Origin of the sequence: Amycolatopsis sp. NPDC051128, from assembly GCF_040682715.1 — a bacterium.
GTDB lineage: Bacteria > Actinomycetota > Actinomycetes > Mycobacteriales > Pseudonocardiaceae > Amycolatopsis.
In genome coordinates this window covers 14,142-33,306 of the sequence record NZ_JBFBBN010000014.1, presented here as the reverse complement: position 1 = coordinate 33,306, position 19,165 = coordinate 14,142, and the positions used below count along the sequence as shown (strand labels likewise).

Here is a 19,165-nt window from a genome sequence, read left to right as displayed (position 1 = left end):
GACGAGACTCAGCCCAGTGCGGCCAGCAGGTCCGCGACCAGGTCGCGGCCGTCCTCGATGCCGACCGAAAGGCGGAGCAGGTCGGCCGGGACCTGAAGGGTGGAGCCCGCCGTGCTCGCGTGGGTCATCTTGCCCGGGTGCTCGATCAGCGACTCGATGCCGCCGAGCGACTCCGCGAGAATGAACAGCCGCGTGCGCGAGGCCACCTCCAGCGCGGCATGCTCGCCGCCGGCGTGGCTGAACGAGACCATCCCGCCGAAGCGGCGCATCTGCTTCGCCGCGGTTTCGTGGCCGGGGTGCTCGGGCAGGCCCGGGTAGTAGACCTTCGCCACCTTGGGGTGCTTGACCAGCGCCTGCACGACGAGTTCGGCGTTGTCGCTGTGCCGCTCCATGCGCAGGGCCAGTGTCTTGATGCCGCGCAGGGTCAGCCAGGCGTCGAACGGCCCGGGCACCGCGCCGGCCGCGTTGCGGAGGTAGAAGAACTGCTCGCGCAGCTCGTCCTCGTTCGTGATGATGGCGCCGCCGACGACGTCGGAGTGGCCGCCGAGGTACTTCGTCGTCGAGTGCAGCACGATGTCCGCGCCCAGCGCCAGCGGGTTCTGCAGGTACGGCGTCGCGAAGGTGTTGTCGACCACCAGGCGGGCGCCGGCGTCGTGCGCGACGCCGGCCAGCGCGGCGATGTCGGCGATGCCGAGCATCGGGTTGGTCGGCGACTCGCACCAGACCAGCTTCGTCTCGGGCCGGATGGCCGCGCGCACCTCGTCGAGGTCGGCGAGGTCGGCGACGGTGTGCTCGATGCCCCACAGGCTGAGCACCTTGTCGATCAGGCGGAACGTGCCGCCGTACGCGTCGTTGCCGAGCACGAGGTGGTCACCGGGGCGGAGGGTACTGCGCAGCACCACGTCGGAGGCCGCCATGCCGGAGGCGAAGGCCAGCGCGTGCCGGCCGCCTTCCAGCGAGGCCAGCGCCTCCTCCAGCGCCGAGCGGGTCGGGTTCGCGGTGCGCGAGTACTCGAAGTCGCCCTCGCGGGTCCCCCCCACGCCGTCCTGCGCGTAGGTCGAGGTCTGGTAGATCGGCACGATGACCGCGCCGGTGCGGGGGTCTGGCTTCTGACCGGCGTGGATCGCGCGAGTCTCGAAACCCAGTACGGAGTAGTCGTCCACCATTGCTTCAGCGTACGGCCCTGCCCCCGCATTCCCGTCAGGTGGGATGAGTCTCAATGCCGCACCACCGCGCGGTCGGCCGGGCCGCGGCGAGCACCAGCGTGGCGACGGCGGGCGGCAGCACCACGGCCAGCGCGGCCGGCCCGCCCGCGGCCAGGTCACCGGGCCCGCCGAGGTCCACCAGCGCGAGGCCGGTGGCCGCGAGGATCATCGACGTCAGTGTCGCGAGCAGCGCCGCGGAACTGCCGGCGACGCAGGCGATCCGGCCGGCCGGGTGCCGCCGGAGCAGCAGGACGCCGCCCGGCAGCAGCAGCGCCACGAGGACGGCGTTGACCGCCAGGTGGAGACCCGTGCGGCCGGCATCTTCCGGGAAGCGGACCAGCGCGACGACGCCCAGGACGAACCCCGCCAGGTAGAGCAGCCCGCCGAGCAGGGCGAGCACCGCGGCGGTGATCGCCGTCCGGCCGTCGGCGGTGGGCGAAGCGGTCAGGGGGTCACCAGCCAGGAGTCGGCCGCCCCGGTGATCGGGCGGGTACGGCTGCCGAGGATAGAGCGGGACCGCGGAGCCGAAGTCACCAGCCGCGCGAGGAGGAGACCCGCTGACCGGACAGGACGGGCAGCGCGGGCGTCCGGTACCGCAGGTACCGGAACGTCGGTGGCAGGAAGGCCAGCACCACGATGAGCACCGCGAGCGCGGCGAGGCCGACCCGGTCGATCATGGCGAACCCGCCGTGGGTGAACATCGCGTCGGCGAACCGGGACGGCGGCACCCCCACCGACAGCGGCTCGGTCAGCAGCGCGCCGATGGCCAGCAGCCCGCCGAGGCCGAGCAGGACCGCGCCCGCGGTCGCGTGGAACAGCGTCGCCACCGAGCCGAGCAGCAGCACGAGCCCGGCGACGAGGAATCCGGCGAGGTCCACCAGCACCCAGCCCGGCAACGCGCCGAGGCTGAATTCGGCGGGCATGTCGAGGAAGATCTTGACCGGCACATAACCCGCGGCGACCGCGGCCGGGAATCCGAGCACACCGGCGAGGACCGCCGTTACTCCGGATGGCCGAGTCGATGAATACGAATGCGAATACGGGTGTCCGTGCGGACCGGTCACAACTCCCCCATCGGCCGAGCTCAGTACGACGGCGCTCACCTTAGTCCGGAATGGGGGAAGTGTTCCGGAAAAAGAACGGAATTCGGCCGGACGGCGGAACCCAAGATCATTTTTGTGCGGTAACGGCAGAAATCCTGTCACGCGATGCCGCCGGAAGTGCTGCCCGCCCCTTTGTCCTCTTCGGACAATTGCGTATTCGACTATAAATGCAGCGTGCCCCGGAGCCGATCGGCTCCGGGGCACGAAAGTGCGTCAGCTCACCACTGCTGCTGCGGCGGCTGGCCGTACCCGCCGCCCGGCGGGCCCTGCTGGCCCGGCGGCTGGCCGTAACCCTGCGGGGGCTGGCCATAGCCCTGCCCCGGCTGCTGCGGCTGCTGCGGGTAGCCCTGCGGCGGCTGGCCCGGCTGCTGGCCGTACCCACCCTGCTGCGGCGGCTGGCCCGGCTGCTGGAAGCCACCGCTCGACGGCTGCGGGAACCCGCCACTGGCCGGGTTGGGGCCGCCCGGCTGGCCGTAGCCCGGAGGCGGGCCGTAACCCTGCGGGGGCTGGCCCGGCTGGCCGTAGCCCTGCTGACCGGGGTACCCCGGCTGGCCGAATCCGCCCTGCTGCTGCGGACCGCCGAAGCCCTGCTGCGGACCACCGAAGCCCTGCGGCCCGGCCGGCCCCGCGCTGCCGCCACCGAGGCCGACGAACTGCGCGGTCGCCGGGATGAGCCCCAGCACGCCGATGACCAGGATCAGGATGCCGAAGATCATCGGCGCGATGCCGATGCCCGTGGCGTCGCTGGCGTTGGACGCCTTGATCCGGTCGAGGTAGTCGGCGTTCGGCGTCGTCCCCATGAGCAGCAGGATCGAAAAGAGCGTGATCAGCGCGCCGCCGGCGGCGACGGCGATCGGCACGATCTTGCGCAGGGAGGCCGGCAGCTTCCCGGCGATGGCCAGCCCGACACCCGCCGCCAGCGCGACGAGGCTGAAGACCAGCAGCATGATGGCGTAGAACCACAACGTGCCCGGCGACGCCGTGCCGGCTTCGTCCAGGAACTTTTTCAGCGCGTCGGCGTTCGGCGCCATGTCCAGCAGCTTCGAGTAGTCGCTGATGTCCCCGAAGTAGACGAGCGTGAAGATCAGCGCGAGCAGCGCGAAGAGCGCCGCGAGACCACCGGCGACGTAGCCGAACAGGCCGTTGCCACCCGCCGCCGGAGCGGCGCCGAAGGGCTGCTGCGGCTGACCGAAGCCGGGCTGCTGGGGGCCGCCGAAACCGGGACCGCCGAAGCCCTGCGGCGGCTGGCCGTACCCACCCTGCTGCTGGCCGAAGCCGCCCGGCTGACCGGGCTGCCCCTGCTGGCCGAAACCGCCCTGCTGCTGGCCGAAGGCCGCGGCCGGGTTGTCGGCCGCGCTCGGCGGCGGGGTGTACGGGATGGCCGGCGGCTGGGAGCCCGGCGGCACCAGCTGAGTGGATTCCGCGACCGGGGCATCGCCGCCGACCGGGTGCACCACCTGGGTCGCGCCCGCCCCGCCGTCACCCGGCCGGACGACCTGGGTCGGCTCCGACGTCTCCCCGAACGGGGAATCGCCTGCCGGTGGTTGTGCCGGCTGCACGACCTGAGTCGGTTCCGGGCTGCCGAACGGGTCGTCCTGCTGCGGCTGGGGGCCACTCGGCGGGCCCTGAGGTGGCTGGCCGCCACCCCACGGCTGGTTCGGTGGCTGCGGTGCACTCATGTGGGTCTTGAACCCCCTTGACGAGGACGCGAAAGTGTTCTATTCACGCTCACGCTATCGGATCACCCGGCAGGGCGCTCGTAACGCCCCTGCCGGGTCCGCCGATAGGACTCTTCTCGGCTCCTGGTCAACGACCGGCCAGGAACCCCAGGAGGTCGTGCCGCGTGACGACCCCGGCCGGCTTGCCGTCGACCAGGACGAGCGCGCCGTCGGCGCCCTCGAGCGCCGTCATCGCGGCGCTCACCTGCTCGCTGCCGCCGATCGTCGGCAGCGGCGGCGACATGTGCTGCTCGAGCCGGTCGGCCAGCTGCGCCTTGCCGGTGAACAGCGCGTCGAGCAGGTCGCGCTCGTTGACCGCGCCGACGACCTCGGCGGCCATCACCGGCGGCTCCGCGCTGACCACGGGCATCTGGCTGACGTCGAACTCGGACAGGATCGCGATGGCTTCGGCGACCGTCTCGTTCGGGTGCGAGTGCACCAGGTCGGGCAGCGAGCCGCTCTTCTTCGTGAGCACGTCGGCGACCGTCGCGCCGGAGGAGTCGGGCGGCAGGAAGCCGTAGGAGGACATCCAGGTGTCGTTGAACACCTTGGTCAGGTAGCCGCGGCCGCCGTCGGGCAGCAGCACGACCACGACGTCGTCCTCGGTGAGCCGCTCGGCGAGCTTCAGCGCGGCGGCGACGGCCATCCCGCAGGAGCCGCCGACCAGCAGGCCCTCCTCCAGCGCGAGCCGGCGGGTCACCTGGAACGAGTCGGCGTCCGAGACCGGGATGATCTCGTCGGCCACGCCGCGGTCGTAGGTCTCCGGCCAGAAGTCCTCGCCGACCCCCTCGACCAGGTACGGCCGCCCGCTGCCGCCGGAGTAGACCGAGCCCTCGGGGTCGGCACCGACCACCTGCACGGCGCCGTCGCTGACCTCCTTGAGGTACCGGCCGGTGCCGGAGATCGTGCCGCCGGTGCCGACGCCCGCGACGAAGTGCGTGATCTTCCCGTCGGTCTGCTTCCACAGCTCCGGGCCGGTCGAGAGGTAGTGGCTCTCCGGGTTCTGCGGGTTGGCGTACTGGTTGGGCTTCCAGGCGCCGTCGATCTCGCGGACCAGCCGGTCGGAGACGTTGTAGTAGGAGTCGGGGTGCTCCGGCGCGACCGCCGTCGGGCACACCACGACCCGGGCGCCGTACGCCTTGAGCACGTTGCGCTTGTCCTCGCTGACCTTGTCGGGGCAGACGAAGACGCACTGGTAGCCCTTGCGCTGCGCGACCATGGCCAGGCCGACGCCGGTGTTGCCGGACGTCGGCTCGACGATCGTGCCGCCCGGGCGCAGCTCACCGGAGCGTTCGGCCGCTTCGATCATGCGCAGCGCGATCCGGTCCTTGACCGAGCCACCCGGGTTCAGGTACTCGACCTTGGCCAGCACGAGCGGCTTGAGCCCCTTGGTCAACGAGTTCAGCTTGACCAGCGGGGTGTTGCCCACGAGGTCTGCGATGTGCTCTGCGTACTCCACACCGCCAGCCTAAACGGCCGACCCGTGGCGTTGTCCACTCAGCCGCGGCGGAGGCCGCAGGCCGCAGGCGGCCTCTGGGTGCGCGTCGGTGACAACGGGCAACGAACGCGAGGTCGGACCGCCTGGCGAAGACCTCAGGCGGCCACCAAGCCGCTCGTCCACGCCGGTGCCGGCCCGAGGGCCGCCGCACGCTGAGCCGTCATCCCGTCCCGGAGGTTCCACCCGGTGCCGATGACCGAGCGGCAGTCCATCTTCAGAGCGAGGGATGGCCAGTAGGCGGCCCGTCCGAATGTCATCGCCAGTTCACCTCCCACGTCGGAAATGGCGACCTTGCGTTGTTCTGACGTTCCTAGCGGCCCTCCGGTTGCCCTGGAACGCCCTTTCGTGACAGTTGCACGCGGTCCGGCCGGTCCGCGATCGGGCATTCCGTCCAGCCCGCCGGCCAGGTCCGGGGAAACCCCCGCTCGGCCTCGGCGCCGCCGAGCCGGGCGGCGGACTTCGTCCCGAAATCCGCCGGACCTGCGAAAACGGCGCCGTTGAACGAGTCACGCTCGCCACCGAAAACGGTTCCGCGGAAATCGACGCGGTCGTCGAACCGCACCTTGTTGAAGTCGGCTTTGGTGCGGAATTCGGTGCCGCGGAACGAGGCCAGTTCGAGGAACGTCGCGCCGTAGCAGGTGATCGACCGGATCGAGCAGTGTGTGAGGGTGAACCCGACGAGCGTCGCCCCGGACAGGTCGAGGTCGATGTCCGGCCAGAAGCCGCCGTTCGGCTGCTCGGCGGAACCGGGCCGCAGGTGCAGCAGCAGGATGCGCTGGGCGGTCTTGCGGACCTGCAGCTCCTCGTCGTCGTCTTTCCCCCGCTCGTACGGCATCCGCAGGTAGGCGCAGAGGACGTTGACGATGGTCTGCCGGTGCGGCGCGTACCCGCCGGCGAGCCGTTCCAGCGAGTACAGCCCGGCGAGCCGGACCGGGGCCTTGTCGCTGCCGAGCTGGTCGGCGGCCTTGCCGTAGATCTCGGTGATCCGGCGTTCGGTGGCGTCGTGGTCCTTCTGCACCAGGTCCAGCTCGGCCGACCGCTGCCGCCGCGCGGCGAGCAGCAGGGCGGCGGCGCCCCCGGTCCCGACGACGATGTTGGCGGCGGTCCGCAGCGCGTCCAGCCGGGCGGAGTCCTCCGGGCGGCCACCGCCGAGGAGGGTCAGGAGGACGGTCGCGGCGACCGCCGCCACGACCAGCAGCCCGGCTCCCCACAGCAGAATCGTCTTGGTCCGCAGCACTCGTTCCAGCTCGTTCCCCACGAGGGGAATCTTGCCAGGAGCAGCTCACACGGCCTCCGGCTTTTCTCCCAGCGGGGCTCTGTGAGCAACCGCTACCGGCGGTGACCGCGCCATCCGCTGATCCCGATGGTGGACCGCGTGCGCACCGTGTTCACGTGGCTGCCGGACCTGCCCGTCCGAGTGACGTCTTCGCGCTACCGAGTAGTGGGCGCGGAGCGCGACCACCGAACGGTTTCCCAGCCCCCCATCAGTGGCGACCGGGGTCGCCTTCGCCACCCATTTGCCGAGTGACAATTGCGGCTTCGAGCGCCACGAGTGAATGAATTTCCCGGTAATCTCGGCGATCATGCGCGGCGGCGGTTCATCACTGCGGGTACTGTCCGCGAATGCGGCTCCGTCCTATCGTCGACGTGGAGACGTGCACCAAGATCCGCGGCACCTGGAGCAGAAACCGGAGCAGATCATGGCTGGCAGGCTTAACCGACCGGCGGCGACCGACGGGGTCATCGCATACCAGGACTACGAAGACGAAAACCTGTTCCACTATTTCCCGCTGCGCACGGACGCCGTGCTCGGGGAAACACTGAAATCGTTCACGGTCCAGTACTACGGCATCAACGCCGCACCCTACTGGGTCGACTACGGCGACGGAAACTACCACAGCTGCGTCGGCGGAAACCTGTCAGGAACGGTGATACCGGACATCACCAAACAGCAGCGCGCGAATATTGTGAAAGTCATCCAGGACACCTACGGCGTCAAGAAGCCGAACCTCACCCCGCTCATCGTGACCGGGGTGACCGTGCAGCCCATCTACGCGAAGCAGATCGTCGCGATGGGCAGCGGGGGCTCGGCGACGTTCCCATCCCAGATCAACGTCGGCGCCTCCGTCGGCTATCAGGTGGGTAGTGGAAACAGCCTCTTCGCGACGATGGTCGGCGCGCAGCGCGATGGCGGCCCCGGCGAACTGCCGGAGTTCGCGATCAACATCTACGGGACGACGGAGCTGTACGCCGACCCGTGGGTCGCGGAGATCCACGCCGACCTCAGCCGAGTGTGGGAGTACACCCGCACGAAGATCGACGTCGGCGTCAACCTCGGTTGGTTCAACATCGGCACCAACATCGACAAGATCACCCAGGAACTCATCAGCAAGGGCATAGTCGACATCAAGTACCGGCAGGGCAGCGGCAGTTCCGAGTTCGGCTGGCAGATGCTCAACACCACGAAGACGCTGTTCGAGGCGATCAACAAGCAGGTGGCGTCCGGCGAGGGACTGTTCAAGTTCGAGCCGAACCCGACACCGCAGGAGCCGAAGCCGGACGACAAATGGGGTGCCGCGCTGATGCCGTTCAGCGTGAACGTCAATGTCGGCTACAGCAGCAACTTCTTCAAGCAGCAGATCACCTTCGACGAAACGGTCACCTTCGAGGGCCAGATCCCGATTCCGCTGACCAGTTCGATGTCGCTGGCCATCCCGTGCGGACTGGACACCGAGTCGCACTTCTACGACGTGCAGGAGATGCAGAACGGCTGCGTGACGAAGGCGAAATCCGACGGCCTCCAGCGGCGGATCACCAAGGAAATGACCGCCAAACAGGTGAAGATCAGGGAATATCTCGGGTACGTGGAAAGTGGCAAGTGGACGGCGCAGCAGTTCAGCGCGATGAAGGATCTGCTGAACACGGTCACCCTGACCGAGACGGCATCCATTACCGGCATGAACGCCGATGGCACGCCGTTCATCGAATGTGCGTCGCCGAAAGAGGTCACCGAAATGCTCAGCCGGGTCGAGAGCGCGATCAGCGGCGGCACGTTGCCGGTTCCCCGCGCCGCGCAGCCGTCGGCACCCCGCCGGATGAAGGTCTGAGCACCACCGACGACCCCGCAAACCAGGATTTGGAGACATTCCATGACCACTTCTGTGATGACCCATCGACTGCTGACCGGCGCCGCGCCCAGTACCCACCGCGTCGGTATGCCCTTCGAGCCCGACAACCGGGAACGGGTCGGGCAGACGATCCAGGCTCCCTGGTCGGCGACCGGCCTGGTGTCGGCGACCTTCCCCACCGGTTTCATCGCGGAGGCGACCGGCTTCGTGATAGGCGACCGCTTCGTGGTCACCGCCGCGCACGCGGTCTACGACAAGGAGCACGGGGGCGGTGTGGCCAGCCAGATCACCTTCGAGCCGGCACGCAACGCGACACAACTGCCCTATGGGCCGAGCCTGGTGAGCACGTGGAAATTTCCCACCGAGTACCCGAGCGGCGGCCGACTGTACGACTACTGTCTGCTGAAACTGGCCAAGCCACTGCCCAGCGAAGTCGTCCACTACCAGTTGACCGTGGCCTCGGACGAGGAGCTGACCAGGGGCGAGTTCCAGATAGCCGGGTATCCCGATGACAAGGCGCCGGAGAACTCGATGTGGTCGGGCAGCGGAAAGCTGCTCAACGCGGGTCCGCGCATCCTGCGCTACAAGATCTCCACATCCGGCGGCCAGAGCGGCGCGGCGGTCGCCACCTACCTCGGCGTGAACCAGACGAAGGCGGTCGGCATCCATGTCGGCGTCGCGCCGGCGAAGGACGCCAACGAAGCGGTCCGGCTGACGAAGAACGTCGTCGATCAGATCAACTCGTGGAAGTGACCCTCGGCAGCCGCCGACCGGCCCGATCCGGCCTGGCAGCCGCCATCGGCCGATAGGGCCGGCCCATTGACCGCGCCGAATCCGCCGACCCGGCGGGTTCGGCGCGGTGCCGTGCCGTGATCCTGCGCATGGAGACACCACCTCGGGGACCGGTCCCCGTATTGTCGGCAAGCAACCGCTTAGTCAGAGCCGATACGAGGATGTGTCGCCATGCCAGAAGCAGTCATCGTCTCCGCCGCGCGCTCGCCGATCGGGCGCGCCAACAAGGGCTCGCTGGTCAGCATGCGGCCCGACGACCTGACCGTGCAGATGATCCGGGCGGCGCTGGACAAGGTGCCGCAGCTCGACCCCGCCGACATCGACGACCTGATGCTGGGCTGCGGCCTGCCGGGCGGCGAGTCCGGGTTCAACATGGGCCGCGCGGTCGCCGTCGAGCTCGGCTACGACCACCTGCCCGGCTGCACCATCACCCGCTACTGCTCGTCCAGCCTGCAGACCACCCGGATGGCCTTCCACGCGATCAAGGCCGGCGAGGGCGACGTCTTCATCTCGGCGGGCGTCGAGACCGTGTCGCGGTTCTCGAAGGGCAGCTCGGACTCCTGGCCCGACACGCACAACCCGCTGTTCGCCGAGGCCGAGCAGCGCACTGCCGCGACCGCCGAGTCGGGCACCGACAGCTGGACCGACCCGCGTCAGGACGGCGTCGTGCCGGACGTCTACATCGCGATGGGCCAGACCGCGGAGAACCTGGCGCGGTTGAAGGGCGTCACGCGCGAGGAGATGGACGAGTTCGGCGTCCGCTCGCAGAACCTGGCCGAGAAGGCCATCGCGGACGGCTTCTGGGCCAAGGACATCACCCCGGTCACCCTCGCGGACGGCACGGTCGTCTCGAAGGACGACGGCCCGCGCGCGGGGGTTTCGCTCGAAGGCGTCTCCGGCCTGAAGCCGGTGTTCCGCCCGGACGGCCGGGTCACGGCGGGCAACTGCTGCGCGCTCAACGACGGCGCGGCCGCGCTCGTCGTCATGTCCGACACGAAGGCGCGTGAGCTGGGCCTGACGCCGCTGGCGCGGATCGTGTCGACGGGTGTCACCGGGCTTTCGCCGGAGATCATGGGCTACGGCCCGGTCGAGGCGTCCAAGCAGGCGCTGTCCCGCGCGGGCCTGTCGATCGGCGACATCGACCTGGTCGAGATCAACGAGGCGTTCGCGGCGCAGGTGATCCCGTCCTACCGCGACCTGGGCATCGAGCTGGACCGCCTGAACGTCAACGGCGGCGCGATCGCGGTCGGCCACCCGTTCGGCATGACGGGCGCGCGGATCACCTCGACGCTGATCAACTCCCTGCAGCACCACGACAAGCAGTTCGGCCTCGAGACGATGTGCGTCGGCGGCGGCCAGGGCATGGCGATGATCATCGAGCGCCTGTCCTGACCCGCTGACGCCCTGAAGGCCACCATCGGGGGCACTGGATGCCCCGATGGTGGCCTTCAGAGAATTGGCGGCCGGATCAGTTCGTCTTCACGCACATCGTGGTCGCGGGCTCCGGGTACACCGCGACACGGGTCGCTTCGGTGCCTTCGCAGACGCTCTCGCTGGCCTGCCCCTCGACGACCTTGACGAGCTCGCCGTCCTTGGTCGGGTCGGTGCACGGGACCTTCTGGTAGCCCTTGGTCTGCGACATGAAGTTCGCCAGGCAGTCGCCCTGCTTCGCGTTGATCATCAGGCACAGCTTGTACGAGCTGCGGCCGCTGACCGAGTAGGTGTCGTAGCCCGCGTCGGAACCGCCTGGGCAGTCCTCGCTCGCCTTGTCGAGCTTCTTGGCGATCTTGACGTTGGCCTTCGGGTCGTTGCAGTCGGCCTTCGCGGGGTCGTCGCCGCCCCGGGTGAACTCGGTGATGCTGAGGCAGTCACCGGCTTTGGAGCTCGCGGGCGACTTGGCGAACGACACGATCCCCACGATGACGGCGACGATGACGACGACGCCGATGACACCGGCCTTGATGAACGCGCCGGCCTTCGACTTCTTCGGCACCTGCGGCGCGGGCGGGAAGCCCTGCTGGCCGGGCGGGAACTGGCCGGGCGGCGGCGGGTACTGGCCGGGCGGCGGGCCGTACTGGCCGGGCTGGCCCTGCGGCGCCTGACCGTACGCGCCGGGCTGGCCGTACTGCTGCTGCGGCTGACCGCCCGGAGGCGGCCCATAGGGATCGGGCTGACCCACCGGCTGCTGGCCCCCGGGGGCCGGAGGGGGAACGCTCACTGTGAACCTCACACATGTGAAATGAAAACCGACCCGGCATATCAAACACGCAGGGTGAGCACGGCTCGCAGCGGGGTCCACCAAAGCCCTATTCGGGCACAGAAAAGACGCCCCGTTGATTACGGAGCGCCTTCACTGCGGAACTGTGAGCCAGGTTACTCGCGAAGGTAGGACAGCAGCCGCAGGATCTCCAGGTACAGCCAGACCAGCGTCGTCATCAGGCCGAACGCGGTGTACCAGGCCCACTTCGACGGCATGCCCTCGCGGATCATCCGGTCGGCCTGGTCGAAGTCGAGCAGGAAGCTGAACGCGGCGATGCCGATGCAGACGATGCTGAAGATGATGGCGAACGTGCCGCCGCCGCGCAGCGGATTGAAGCCGAAAGCCACCGTGCTGATCAGGTTGAACAGCATCAGGACCGCGGCACCGACGACGGCGCCGACGATCCACTTGGTCAGCTTGGGCGTGACCTTGACCGCGCCGGTCTTGTAGACGACCAGCATGCCGACGAAGACGCCCACGGTGCCGATGATCGCCTGCAGCGCGATACCCGGGTAGATCACCTCGAACACGCCGCTCACCGCACCGAGGAACAGCCCTTCGGCGGCGGAGTAGACGAGCGTCAGCGGGCCGCTCGGCTTCTGCCGGAAGATGATCACCAGCGAGATGACGAGCCCGACGATCAGGCCGCCGATCATCGCGCCGAGGAGCGCGCCGGACAGCCGGCCGGTGTCAGCCAGCTGGGCCTGCGCCCAGATGGCCGTGATCACCCCGAAGAGCAGCGCGGTACCGAGGGACATGCCCGTCTTGATGACGACGTCGTCGACGGTCATCGGGCGGTCGCCCTCGCCGGAGGTGGCCTGCCCCGGGCCGTACCCGGGCACGCCGCCCTGAGGTTGGTTGAAGCCCACCGGGGGCCCGTACTGGCCGTACGTCTGGGTTCCGCCGTGGGGCAGGTTGCGGAACGCCGGGTTGCTACTGGAACGCACCTGATCCTCCTGGATCTGCTGCTTTGTGGATCTACGCTGCATCGGGTTCAACGACCGCCGGGGCCATGCGGTTCCCGCCGAGTAAAGACGACTTTACTCGACGACGACCCCGCCGGCCTCGAGTGACACGGTCAGCGACGGACATCACGACCGTTCACCGACAGCCACCCGAAGAGCGGTACACAGTTTTCGCCCTTGGCGCAACGCTCACTTCGCGTGCTCGGATCTTCACCCGATGCGCGTCGGGGACTTGATCAGTCGTGTGACCTGCAGAGACGCCGGGCGCTGCCGCGCGTCGAACGAAGGAGCATTGACACCATGGGGTGGTCAACACGCCCGCGCGCGGGTGTTCGCGCGCTCACCGGTCTCGTCGCCGCGGCCCTGCTCGGCATCCTTTCCGTGACGGCTGGAGCGCCCGCCGCCTCGGCCGCGAGCCAGGAGGGCATCGGGCACCGGGTCGGAGGCCAGCAAGGCACCGATTACCAGGTCTGGCTGGGGTCGTACGTCGTCGGCGGGCAGCAGGTGTTCTGCGTGAGCTTCCTGCTCCGGGCGCCGGACACCGACGAGCAGTACAAGCCCGGCGACGAGCTGCTCACGAAGTGGGGCACGAAGCTGCCCGCCGAGGAAGCCGCAAACATCTCGTACCTGCTGCTGCGCTACGGCGACACCAAGAACCCGGACGAGGCGAGCGCGCTCGCGCACCTGCTGCACTCGTGGACCGCGGCGCCGCGCTCCCCGGCCGACCTCGAGCCGAGCCTGCCCGCGGACAAGGTCGCCTACGACGCGCCAGGGCACCTACGCTTCATGCGCGACAACTTCCCGGCGGCAGCCGACGCCGTCGAGCGGCTGAAGACGGACGCCGAAACCAACCGCGGGCCGTGGACCGCTTCGGTGACCGAGCCGAAGGGCGACCAGCACCTCGGCGAAGCGGCCGAGTGGACCGCCACCGTGAAGAACGCCGAGGGCAAAGGCATCCCGGACGTCCCGGTGAAGCTGACGGCGACCGACGCCACCCTCGGCGACGGGAAGGCGGATGGCGCTGCCGGCAACACGAGCCCTCAGGCCGCCGCGAAGGACGTCACGCTCAAGACCGGCACCGACGGCACCGTGACGGTGAAGCTGACCCCGACCGGCGGCCGGCCGAAGCTGGCGGCTTCGCTGACCGCACCGGCCGACCGGCCGTACGTGCAGGTGCCCGTCGACACCAAGACGCAGCGCGTGGTCTCCACCGGCGGCGAGAAGGAACTGACCGCCGAGGGCGTCGTCAACGTCGCCAAGCCCGGCAAGGTCCAGGTGACCAAGACGGACGCGAACACCGGCGCGGGCGTCGGCGGTGCGGTCCTGCGGATCACCGGCAAGGACAAGACGTCCGCGGCACTCGGCCAGGACGGCAAGCCGCTCATCGGGGCCGACGGCAAGCCCGCGGTCGTCACCACCGACGGCAAGACCGGTGGCGTGACGGTCGAGAACCTCCGCGCTCCGCAGGAGATCTGCGTCGTCGAAGCGAGCCCGCCGCCGGGCTACACGAACGCCTACGACCCGCGGAACCCGCCGTCGGCGTGCGGCACCGTGAAGCCGGGCGAGACGCTCGCCCTGACCGTGACGAACAAGCCGAACGAGGTCCCGCGCGCGATCCCGGCCGGCGACCAGCCGATCGCGCAGGCGCGCGGGGTCGTCGAGACGAGCTACTCCGTGCCAGGGCCGGCCGGGCTCGGCCTGCTCGTGCTGCTGGCGGCCGGGCTGATCGGCTTCGCCGCGCGGCGGGCGTCCCGGCGGTAGCGGCGTGGCGAACCACGGCGGCGACTGGCGGGGTGACGACTGGTTCGTCGACGAATGGCACCGGGGCATCGGCTGGGCGGCCGTCGAAGACGAGCAGCCCGGCGGGCAACAACCCGCCCCGCCCGCCCGGAAGCCCGGCCGCGGCCGGCTGCTCGCCGGCTTCGCGCTCGGCGCGGCGACGGTGCTCGCGGTGCAGTTCGGCTCCACCGTGGTCACCGCGCCGCCGGTGGCCGTCGTGACCGGCACGGCGCTGCCCGCCGCGGGCGCGGCGGGCGCCGCGGCCCCGGTGCCGTCCCCATCCCCGACGGCCACCGCTCCCGCGGCTCCGGCCGCGCAGACGCCGTCGTCGGCCGCGCCACCGCCGTCCCCGCCGTCCCCGCCGTCCCCGCCGCCACAGCAGCCAGGCACCGTCCGGCTGCCCGGCGGCGGAACGGCGACACTGGTGCGCAAGGACCTCGGCCCGGGTGGCGAGCTGCCGGTGCCCACCGACCTCGGGCAGGCGACGTGGTGGGGCGCGTCACTCGACGCGGCGAGCGGGGCGAGCGTGTTCGCCGGCCACGTGAACTGGCGGGGCGCGACCGGGCCGTTCGCCGAGCTGTGGGACGCCCGGATCGGCGCCGAGGTGACCATTGTGGACAGTGCGGGCAAGACGTGGCGGTATCGGATCTCGCAGCTGGTCACGGTGCACAAGAGCGACCTGCCGGCCCGCGCCGACTACCTGTTCGGCCCGTCCGGCCCGCACCGCGTCGTGCTGGTGACTTGCGGCGGCCGCTGGGTCGGCGGATCGGACGGCTACGAGGAGAACCGCGTCGTCACCGCGGACCCCGCCTAAGTTACTCGTGGGTAACATCACGTTTCGGAACGGTGGTCGTGCGCGCCGCCATGCAGCAGAATGCCCAGGGTCAGGGCTGTGGCGGCGAGAGGTGAGAAGACGATGGCGACGTTCTTGGTGACCGGGGCGACCGGACTGATCGGGCGCCAGTTCACCCGGCTGCTCCTTTCCCGCCCCGAAGACGACCGCGTCGCGCTGCTCGTGCGTGCCTCCTCGCGGGCCAGGCTGGCGGCGCTGGTCGACCAGTGGCCGCACTCCGAGCGCGTCACCCTGATCACCGGTGATCTCGGCGAGCCGCTGCTGGGCGTGTCCGAGGCCGACCGCGACGAGCTGCGCGGGAGCGTCGACCACGTCGTGCACCTGGCCGCGCTCTACGACCTCACCGCCGACGACGAAGCCAGCATCAAGGCCAACGTGGACGGCACGCGCAGCGTCGTCGACCTCGCCGCGGACCTGCGCGCCGGCTGCCTGCACCACGTGTCGTCGGTGGCCGTCGCGGGCGACCACGAAGGCGTCTTCACCGAAGAGATGTTCGACGCCGGGCAGCGGCTGGTCACGCCGTACCACCGGACCAAGTTCGAGGCCGAGAAGATCGTCCGTGAGCAGGACCAGGTGCCGTGGCGGGTGTACCGGCCCGCGGTCGTCGTCGGGCACTCCGAGACCGGCGAGATGGACAAGGTCGACGGCCCGTACTACCTCTTCCCCGCGATCAACCGGCTCGCCGGGCTGCCGGACGTGCTCCCGCTCGTCGGCCCGGACCTCGGCGACACCAACATCGTGCCGGTCGACTACGTCGCCAAGGCGTTGCTGGAGCTGGTGGTCAAGCCCGGCCTCGACGGCCACGCCTTCCACCTGGTCAACCCCGAGCCGCAGCCGGTCGTGTCGGTGTACAACGCCTTCGCGAGGGCCGCGGGCGCGCCGACGATCACGGTGCAGCTCGGCGAAGGGATCTCGAAGCGGATCGTCGGGCTGGTCAAGCTGACCGAGCACATCCCCGGCGTCACCATCGCCCGCGACGCCGTCATGGAGCGGTTCGGCATCCCGCCGGTGCTGCTGGACACCATGGCGTTCCCGTCGGTGTTCTCCTCGGCCGAGACGCGCAAGGCGCTGGCCGGCACCGTCGACGTGCCGCGGCTGGAGGAGTACGCGCCGACGCTGTGGCGCTACTGGCGAGAGCACCTCGATCCGTTCCGCGCGCGCAAGCACGGCCCGCGCGGCGAACTGGACGGCCGTCGCGTGATCATCACCGGCGCGTCGTCGGGCATCGGCCGCGCGACCGCGCTCAAGGTCGCGGCCGCGGGCGGCGTCCCGCTGCTCGTCGCCCGCCGCCAGCACGAGCTCGAAGAGGTCCGCGACGAGATCGTCGCCGCCGGCGGCACGGCGTCGGTGTACCCGGCCGACCTGACCGACGAGGACTCGGTGCACAAGGCCGTCGACGCGATGCTGGCCGAGCACGGCCGGATCGACATGCTGGTCAACAACGCCGGCCGGTCGATCCGCCGGTCGATCAAGCTGTCCTACGACCGGATGCACGACTACGAGCGCGCGATGGCGATCAACTACTTCGGCGCGGTCCGGCTGATCCTCGCGGTGCTGCCGCACATGTCCGAGCGGAAGTTCGGGCACATCGTGAACGTGTCGTCGATCGGCGTGCAGGGCATCGCGCCGCGCTTCTCGGCGTACGCGGCGTCGAAGGCGGCGCTGGACTACTTCTCGCGGATCGCGGCGACCGAGACGCACGGCGACGGGATCACGTTCACCACGATCCACATGCCGCTGGTGCGCACGCCGATGATCCGCCCGACGAAGATCTACGACGCGTTCCCGACGAAGTCGCCGGAGCAGGCCGCGGACATGGTGATGAAGGCTCTGGTCGAGCGGCCGAAGCACATCGGAACCCCGGCCGGGCAGGCGATCGGGCTGGCCTACACGCTCACGCCGGGGCTCACGGACGCCGTCGCGTACCAGGGTTTCCGGATCTTCCCGGATTCGACCGCCGCGGGCGGTTCGGGCCGGCTCAAGATCGGACGTGGCGAGATTCACCTTTCCCGCGCGGCGATGGCGCTCGCCCGGCTCTCGCGCGGCTTCCACTGGTGACTCCGCGTTTTTCCGGGTGCGGCCAGTCCGGCGACACGCCGCGGAGACGGCGACACGTGTTGGTGATTTGTTACGCCGGACGGCGGAAACGCCGGGTGCCCGGGTACGGTCGGGCGCATGGTTCCTGAGCGCGACTCCGCCGCAACCGCCCTCAACGGCCTTCTTCCCCTTCGTCGTGAGTACACCCAGGCCTGGCACGGCTTCGACCGCAACGAAGTCCGCCAGTACCTCGACCACGTCGAAGCCCAGCTGCGCCGCGTGATCAGCGACCGCGACGCCGCGGTGGCGCTGGCCGCCGCCGCGACCCGCGAGGTCGAATCGGTCCGGCAGCAGGTGGCTTCGCTGGAAGCACGCGTCGAGGAACTGAAGAAACCGCCGGAGCGGCTCGAGGACCTCGACGAGCGGATGCAGCGGACGGTCACGCTGGCGCAGGCGCGCGCCGACGAGATCATCAAGCGCGCCGAAGTGGCCGCGGAGAAGACCTGGGCGTCGTCGACCGAGGCGTCCACGAAGCTGCGTGACCGGTACACGAAGCTGGTCGAGGAGCTGGACAAGCAGGCCGACCTGCTGCACTCCGAGCACGAGAGCGCGCTCGCGGAGACGCGGGCCGAGGTGCAGCGGCTGACCGTCGAGGCGGCGCAGCGGCGTGAGCTGCTCGACAACGAGGCGGAGCGGAAGCGCCGGAAGATCGAGCGCGAGTTCGACGCGTCCCAGTCGGCGCAGAGGGCTGCGCTGGAGAAGCACATCGCCGACCAGCGCACGGCGAGCAAGAACCAGGCGGAGCGCCGGATCGCGGAGGCGACGGCCGAGGCGAAGCGCCGGCTCGACGAGGCGACGACCGAGGCCAAGCGCCGCCTCGACGAGGCGACGACCCAGGCAGCCCAGCGCACGACGGCGGCGAACCGCAAGGTCGAGCGGCTGGCGGAGATCCGTGAGCAGGCGCGCAAGAGCCTGGCGGCGGCGGAGGACATCCTCAACCGCAGCGAGACGCAGCTGGCGACGCTGCCGGAGGAAGCGGTGATCCCGCAGGCGTCGAGGCTGGTCGGCGGCGACTCGTCCGAGTCGGCGACGACACCGGCGGCGGCGGTGGTTCCGGTGGTCCAGCCGTCGATCCCGGCGTCGGCGAAGCCGGCGGTGAAGGCTGCCGCCGCGCCGGCCGCGAAGCCCGCCCCGCCTGCGGCGAAGCCCGCCGCGGCGCAGGTGGCGAAGCCGGGCAGTGCCCCGGCGAAGCAGAACGGCCCGGCGACGAAGCCGGCGAACAGCAACGGCGCGAAGCCGCTGTCTCCGACGGCGAGCAAGCCGGGCTCCTGAGTTCAATGCCGTGAAGGCCACCTTTGTGAGGGACTCTGAGTCCCTCACAAAGGTGGCCTTCACGGCGTTTCTGGCTGAGCAGCCCCCGGTTTCCACGCTACCCGCGGGCACCGACAGTTCCGGCGCCTCCGCGCGGGTTGTCCACAGTGCCCTGGCAAGCGCCCCGATGTGGCGCTGGTTGCGTTGAATCAGCGCTGCGGCGCAAAGCGCCTCCGTTGAGGGCGGTGGTGGGCATGGGATGAGCACCGAACGCCACATTGGGTGCGTCCAGCGCACCGAACGCCACATTGGGTGCATCCAACGCAACCAACGCCACATTGGGTGCGTCCAGCGCACCGAACGCCACATTGGGTGCATCCAACGCAACCAACGCCACATTGGGTGCGCTCAACGCAACCAACGCCACATTGGGTGCATCCAACGCAACCAACGCCACATTGGGTGCGCTCAACGCAACCAACGCCACATTGGGTGCATCCAACGCAACCAACGCCA

Annotated in this window: 16 protein-coding genes and 1 pseudogene; 7 read left to right on the top strand and 10 right to left on the bottom strand. The window is 69.9% G+C overall.

Annotated elements, in window-relative coordinates:
* Positions 1-8 precede the first annotated feature (8 nt).
* From AB0M82_RS16980 to AB0M82_RS16950, 7 genes are all read right to left on the bottom strand, one after another.
* Positions 9-1,166 carry a cystathionine gamma-synthase gene (locus AB0M82_RS16980; protein WP_364722417.1) on the bottom strand — a complete coding sequence of 386 codons (1,158 nt, stop codon included), beginning with the start codon at positions 1,164-1,166 and terminating at the stop codon, positions 9-11.
* A 34-nt stretch (positions 1,167-1,200) separates the two neighbouring features.
* Entirely contained in the window at positions 1,201-1,605 is a 405-nt protein-coding gene (locus tag AB0M82_RS16975; RefSeq protein WP_364722416.1) for a hypothetical protein, read from the bottom strand.
* 130 nt (positions 1,606-1,735) lie between these two features.
* A complete protein-coding gene (locus AB0M82_RS16970; protein ID WP_364722414.1) occupies positions 1,736-2,188 on the bottom strand; it encodes a hypothetical protein in 453 nt (150 codons plus the stop codon).
* A gap of 338 nt (positions 2,189-2,526) precedes the next feature.
* On the bottom strand, positions 2,527-3,987 hold the full coding sequence (locus AB0M82_RS16965) for a hypothetical protein (RefSeq protein ID WP_364722412.1): 1,461 nt from the start codon (positions 3,985-3,987) through the stop codon (positions 2,527-2,529).
* A gap of 127 nt (positions 3,988-4,114) precedes the next feature.
* The gene (locus AB0M82_RS16960) at positions 4,115-5,485 is read right to left on the bottom strand and encodes a cystathionine beta-synthase (RefSeq protein ID WP_364722410.1); all 1,371 of its coding nucleotides are present in this window, start codon (positions 5,483-5,485) and stop codon (positions 4,115-4,117) included.
* A gap of 134 nt (positions 5,486-5,619) precedes the next feature.
* Positions 5,620-5,781, bottom strand: a complete 162-nt coding sequence (locus AB0M82_RS16955) for a hypothetical protein (RefSeq protein WP_364722408.1) — start codon at positions 5,779-5,781, stop codon at positions 5,620-5,622.
* A 53-nt stretch (positions 5,782-5,834) separates the two neighbouring features.
* Positions 5,835-6,782, bottom strand: coding sequence for a pentapeptide repeat-containing protein (locus AB0M82_RS16950; protein WP_364722406.1), 948 nt, complete (start codon positions 6,780-6,782; stop codon positions 5,835-5,837).
* 397 nt (positions 6,783-7,179) lie between these two features.
* On the opposite strand from AB0M82_RS16950, the gene AB0M82_RS16945 reads away from it, so the two are divergent.
* The 3 genes from AB0M82_RS16945 (at position 7,180) to AB0M82_RS16935 (ending at position 10,836) form a co-directional block, all read left to right on the top strand.
* Positions 7,180-8,631 carry a hypothetical protein gene (locus tag AB0M82_RS16945; RefSeq protein WP_364722404.1) on the top strand — a complete coding sequence of 484 codons (1,452 nt, stop codon included), beginning with the start codon at positions 7,180-7,182 and terminating at the stop codon, positions 8,629-8,631.
* A gap of 42 nt (positions 8,632-8,673) precedes the next feature.
* Positions 8,674-9,405 carry a trypsin-like peptidase domain-containing protein gene (locus AB0M82_RS16940; RefSeq protein ID WP_364722402.1) on the top strand — a complete coding sequence of 244 codons (732 nt, stop codon included), beginning with the start codon at positions 8,674-8,676 and terminating at the stop codon, positions 9,403-9,405.
* Between the two features lie 210 nt (positions 9,406-9,615).
* Positions 9,616-10,836, top strand: coding sequence for an acetyl-CoA C-acetyltransferase (locus tag AB0M82_RS16935; RefSeq protein ID WP_364722400.1), 1,221 nt, complete (start codon positions 9,616-9,618; stop codon positions 10,834-10,836).
* Positions 10,837-10,912: 76 nt separating this feature from the next.
* Here AB0M82_RS16935 and AB0M82_RS16930 read toward each other — a convergent pair whose 3' ends face one another.
* Entirely contained in the window at positions 10,913-11,662 is a 750-nt protein-coding gene (locus AB0M82_RS16930) for a hypothetical protein (RefSeq protein ID WP_364722398.1), read from the bottom strand.
* A 155-nt stretch (positions 11,663-11,817) separates the two neighbouring features.
* The gene (locus AB0M82_RS16925; RefSeq protein WP_364722396.1) at positions 11,818-12,651 is read right to left on the bottom strand and encodes a Bax inhibitor-1/YccA family protein; all 834 of its coding nucleotides are present in this window, start codon (positions 12,649-12,651) and stop codon (positions 11,818-11,820) included.
* Positions 12,652-12,969: 318 nt separating this feature from the next.
* Here AB0M82_RS16925 and AB0M82_RS16920 point away from each other — a divergent pair, with 318 nt between their 5' ends.
* From AB0M82_RS16920 to AB0M82_RS16905, 4 genes are all read left to right on the top strand, one after another.
* A complete protein-coding gene (locus tag AB0M82_RS16920; protein WP_364722394.1) occupies positions 12,970-14,430 on the top strand; it encodes a hypothetical protein in 1,461 nt (486 codons plus the stop codon).
* 4 nt (positions 14,431-14,434) lie between these two features.
* Positions 14,435-15,262, top strand: a complete 828-nt coding sequence (locus tag AB0M82_RS16915; RefSeq protein WP_364722392.1) for a class F sortase — start codon at positions 14,435-14,437, stop codon at positions 15,260-15,262.
* Positions 15,263-15,364: 102 nt separating this feature from the next.
* Positions 15,365-17,359, top strand: a complete 1,995-nt coding sequence (locus AB0M82_RS16910) for an SDR family oxidoreductase (protein ID WP_364722390.1) — start codon at positions 15,365-15,367, stop codon at positions 17,357-17,359.
* 117 nt (positions 17,360-17,476) lie between these two features.
* Positions 17,477-18,670: a cell division protein DivIVA gene (locus AB0M82_RS16905; protein WP_364722388.1), complete on the top strand. Its 1,194-nt coding sequence runs from the start codon at positions 17,477-17,479 to the stop codon at positions 18,668-18,670.
* A gap of 97 nt (positions 18,671-18,767) precedes the next feature.
* Here AB0M82_RS16905 and AB0M82_RS16900 read toward each other — a convergent pair.
* Positions 18,768-19,165 (bottom strand): annotated as a pseudogene (locus AB0M82_RS16900) (hypothetical protein); the annotation flags it as partial.

Coding starts and splice junctions, on each gene's coding strand:
- AB0M82_RS16980 (WP_364722417.1), bottom strand. CDS start 1,166: ATGGTGGACGACTACTCCGTACTGGGTTTCGAGACTCGCGCGATCCAC.
- AB0M82_RS16965 (WP_364722412.1), bottom strand. CDS start 3,987: ATGAGTGCACCGCAGCCACCGAACCAGCCGTGGGGTGGCGGCCAGCCA.
- AB0M82_RS16955 (WP_364722408.1), bottom strand. CDS start 5,781: ATGACATTCGGACGGGCCGCCTACTGGCCATCCCTCGCTCTGAAGATG.
- AB0M82_RS16940 (WP_364722402.1), top strand. CDS start 8,674: ATGACCACTTCTGTGATGACCCATCGACTGCTGACCGGCGCCGCGCCC.
- AB0M82_RS16935 (WP_364722400.1), top strand. CDS start 9,616: ATGCCAGAAGCAGTCATCGTCTCCGCCGCGCGCTCGCCGATCGGGCGC.
- AB0M82_RS16920 (WP_364722394.1), top strand. CDS start 12,970: ATGGGGTGGTCAACACGCCCGCGCGCGGGTGTTCGCGCGCTCACCGGT.
- AB0M82_RS16910 (WP_364722390.1), top strand. CDS start 15,365: ATGGCGACGTTCTTGGTGACCGGGGCGACCGGACTGATCGGGCGCCAG.
- AB0M82_RS16905 (WP_364722388.1), top strand. CDS start 17,477: ATGGTTCCTGAGCGCGACTCCGCCGCAACCGCCCTCAACGGCCTTCTT.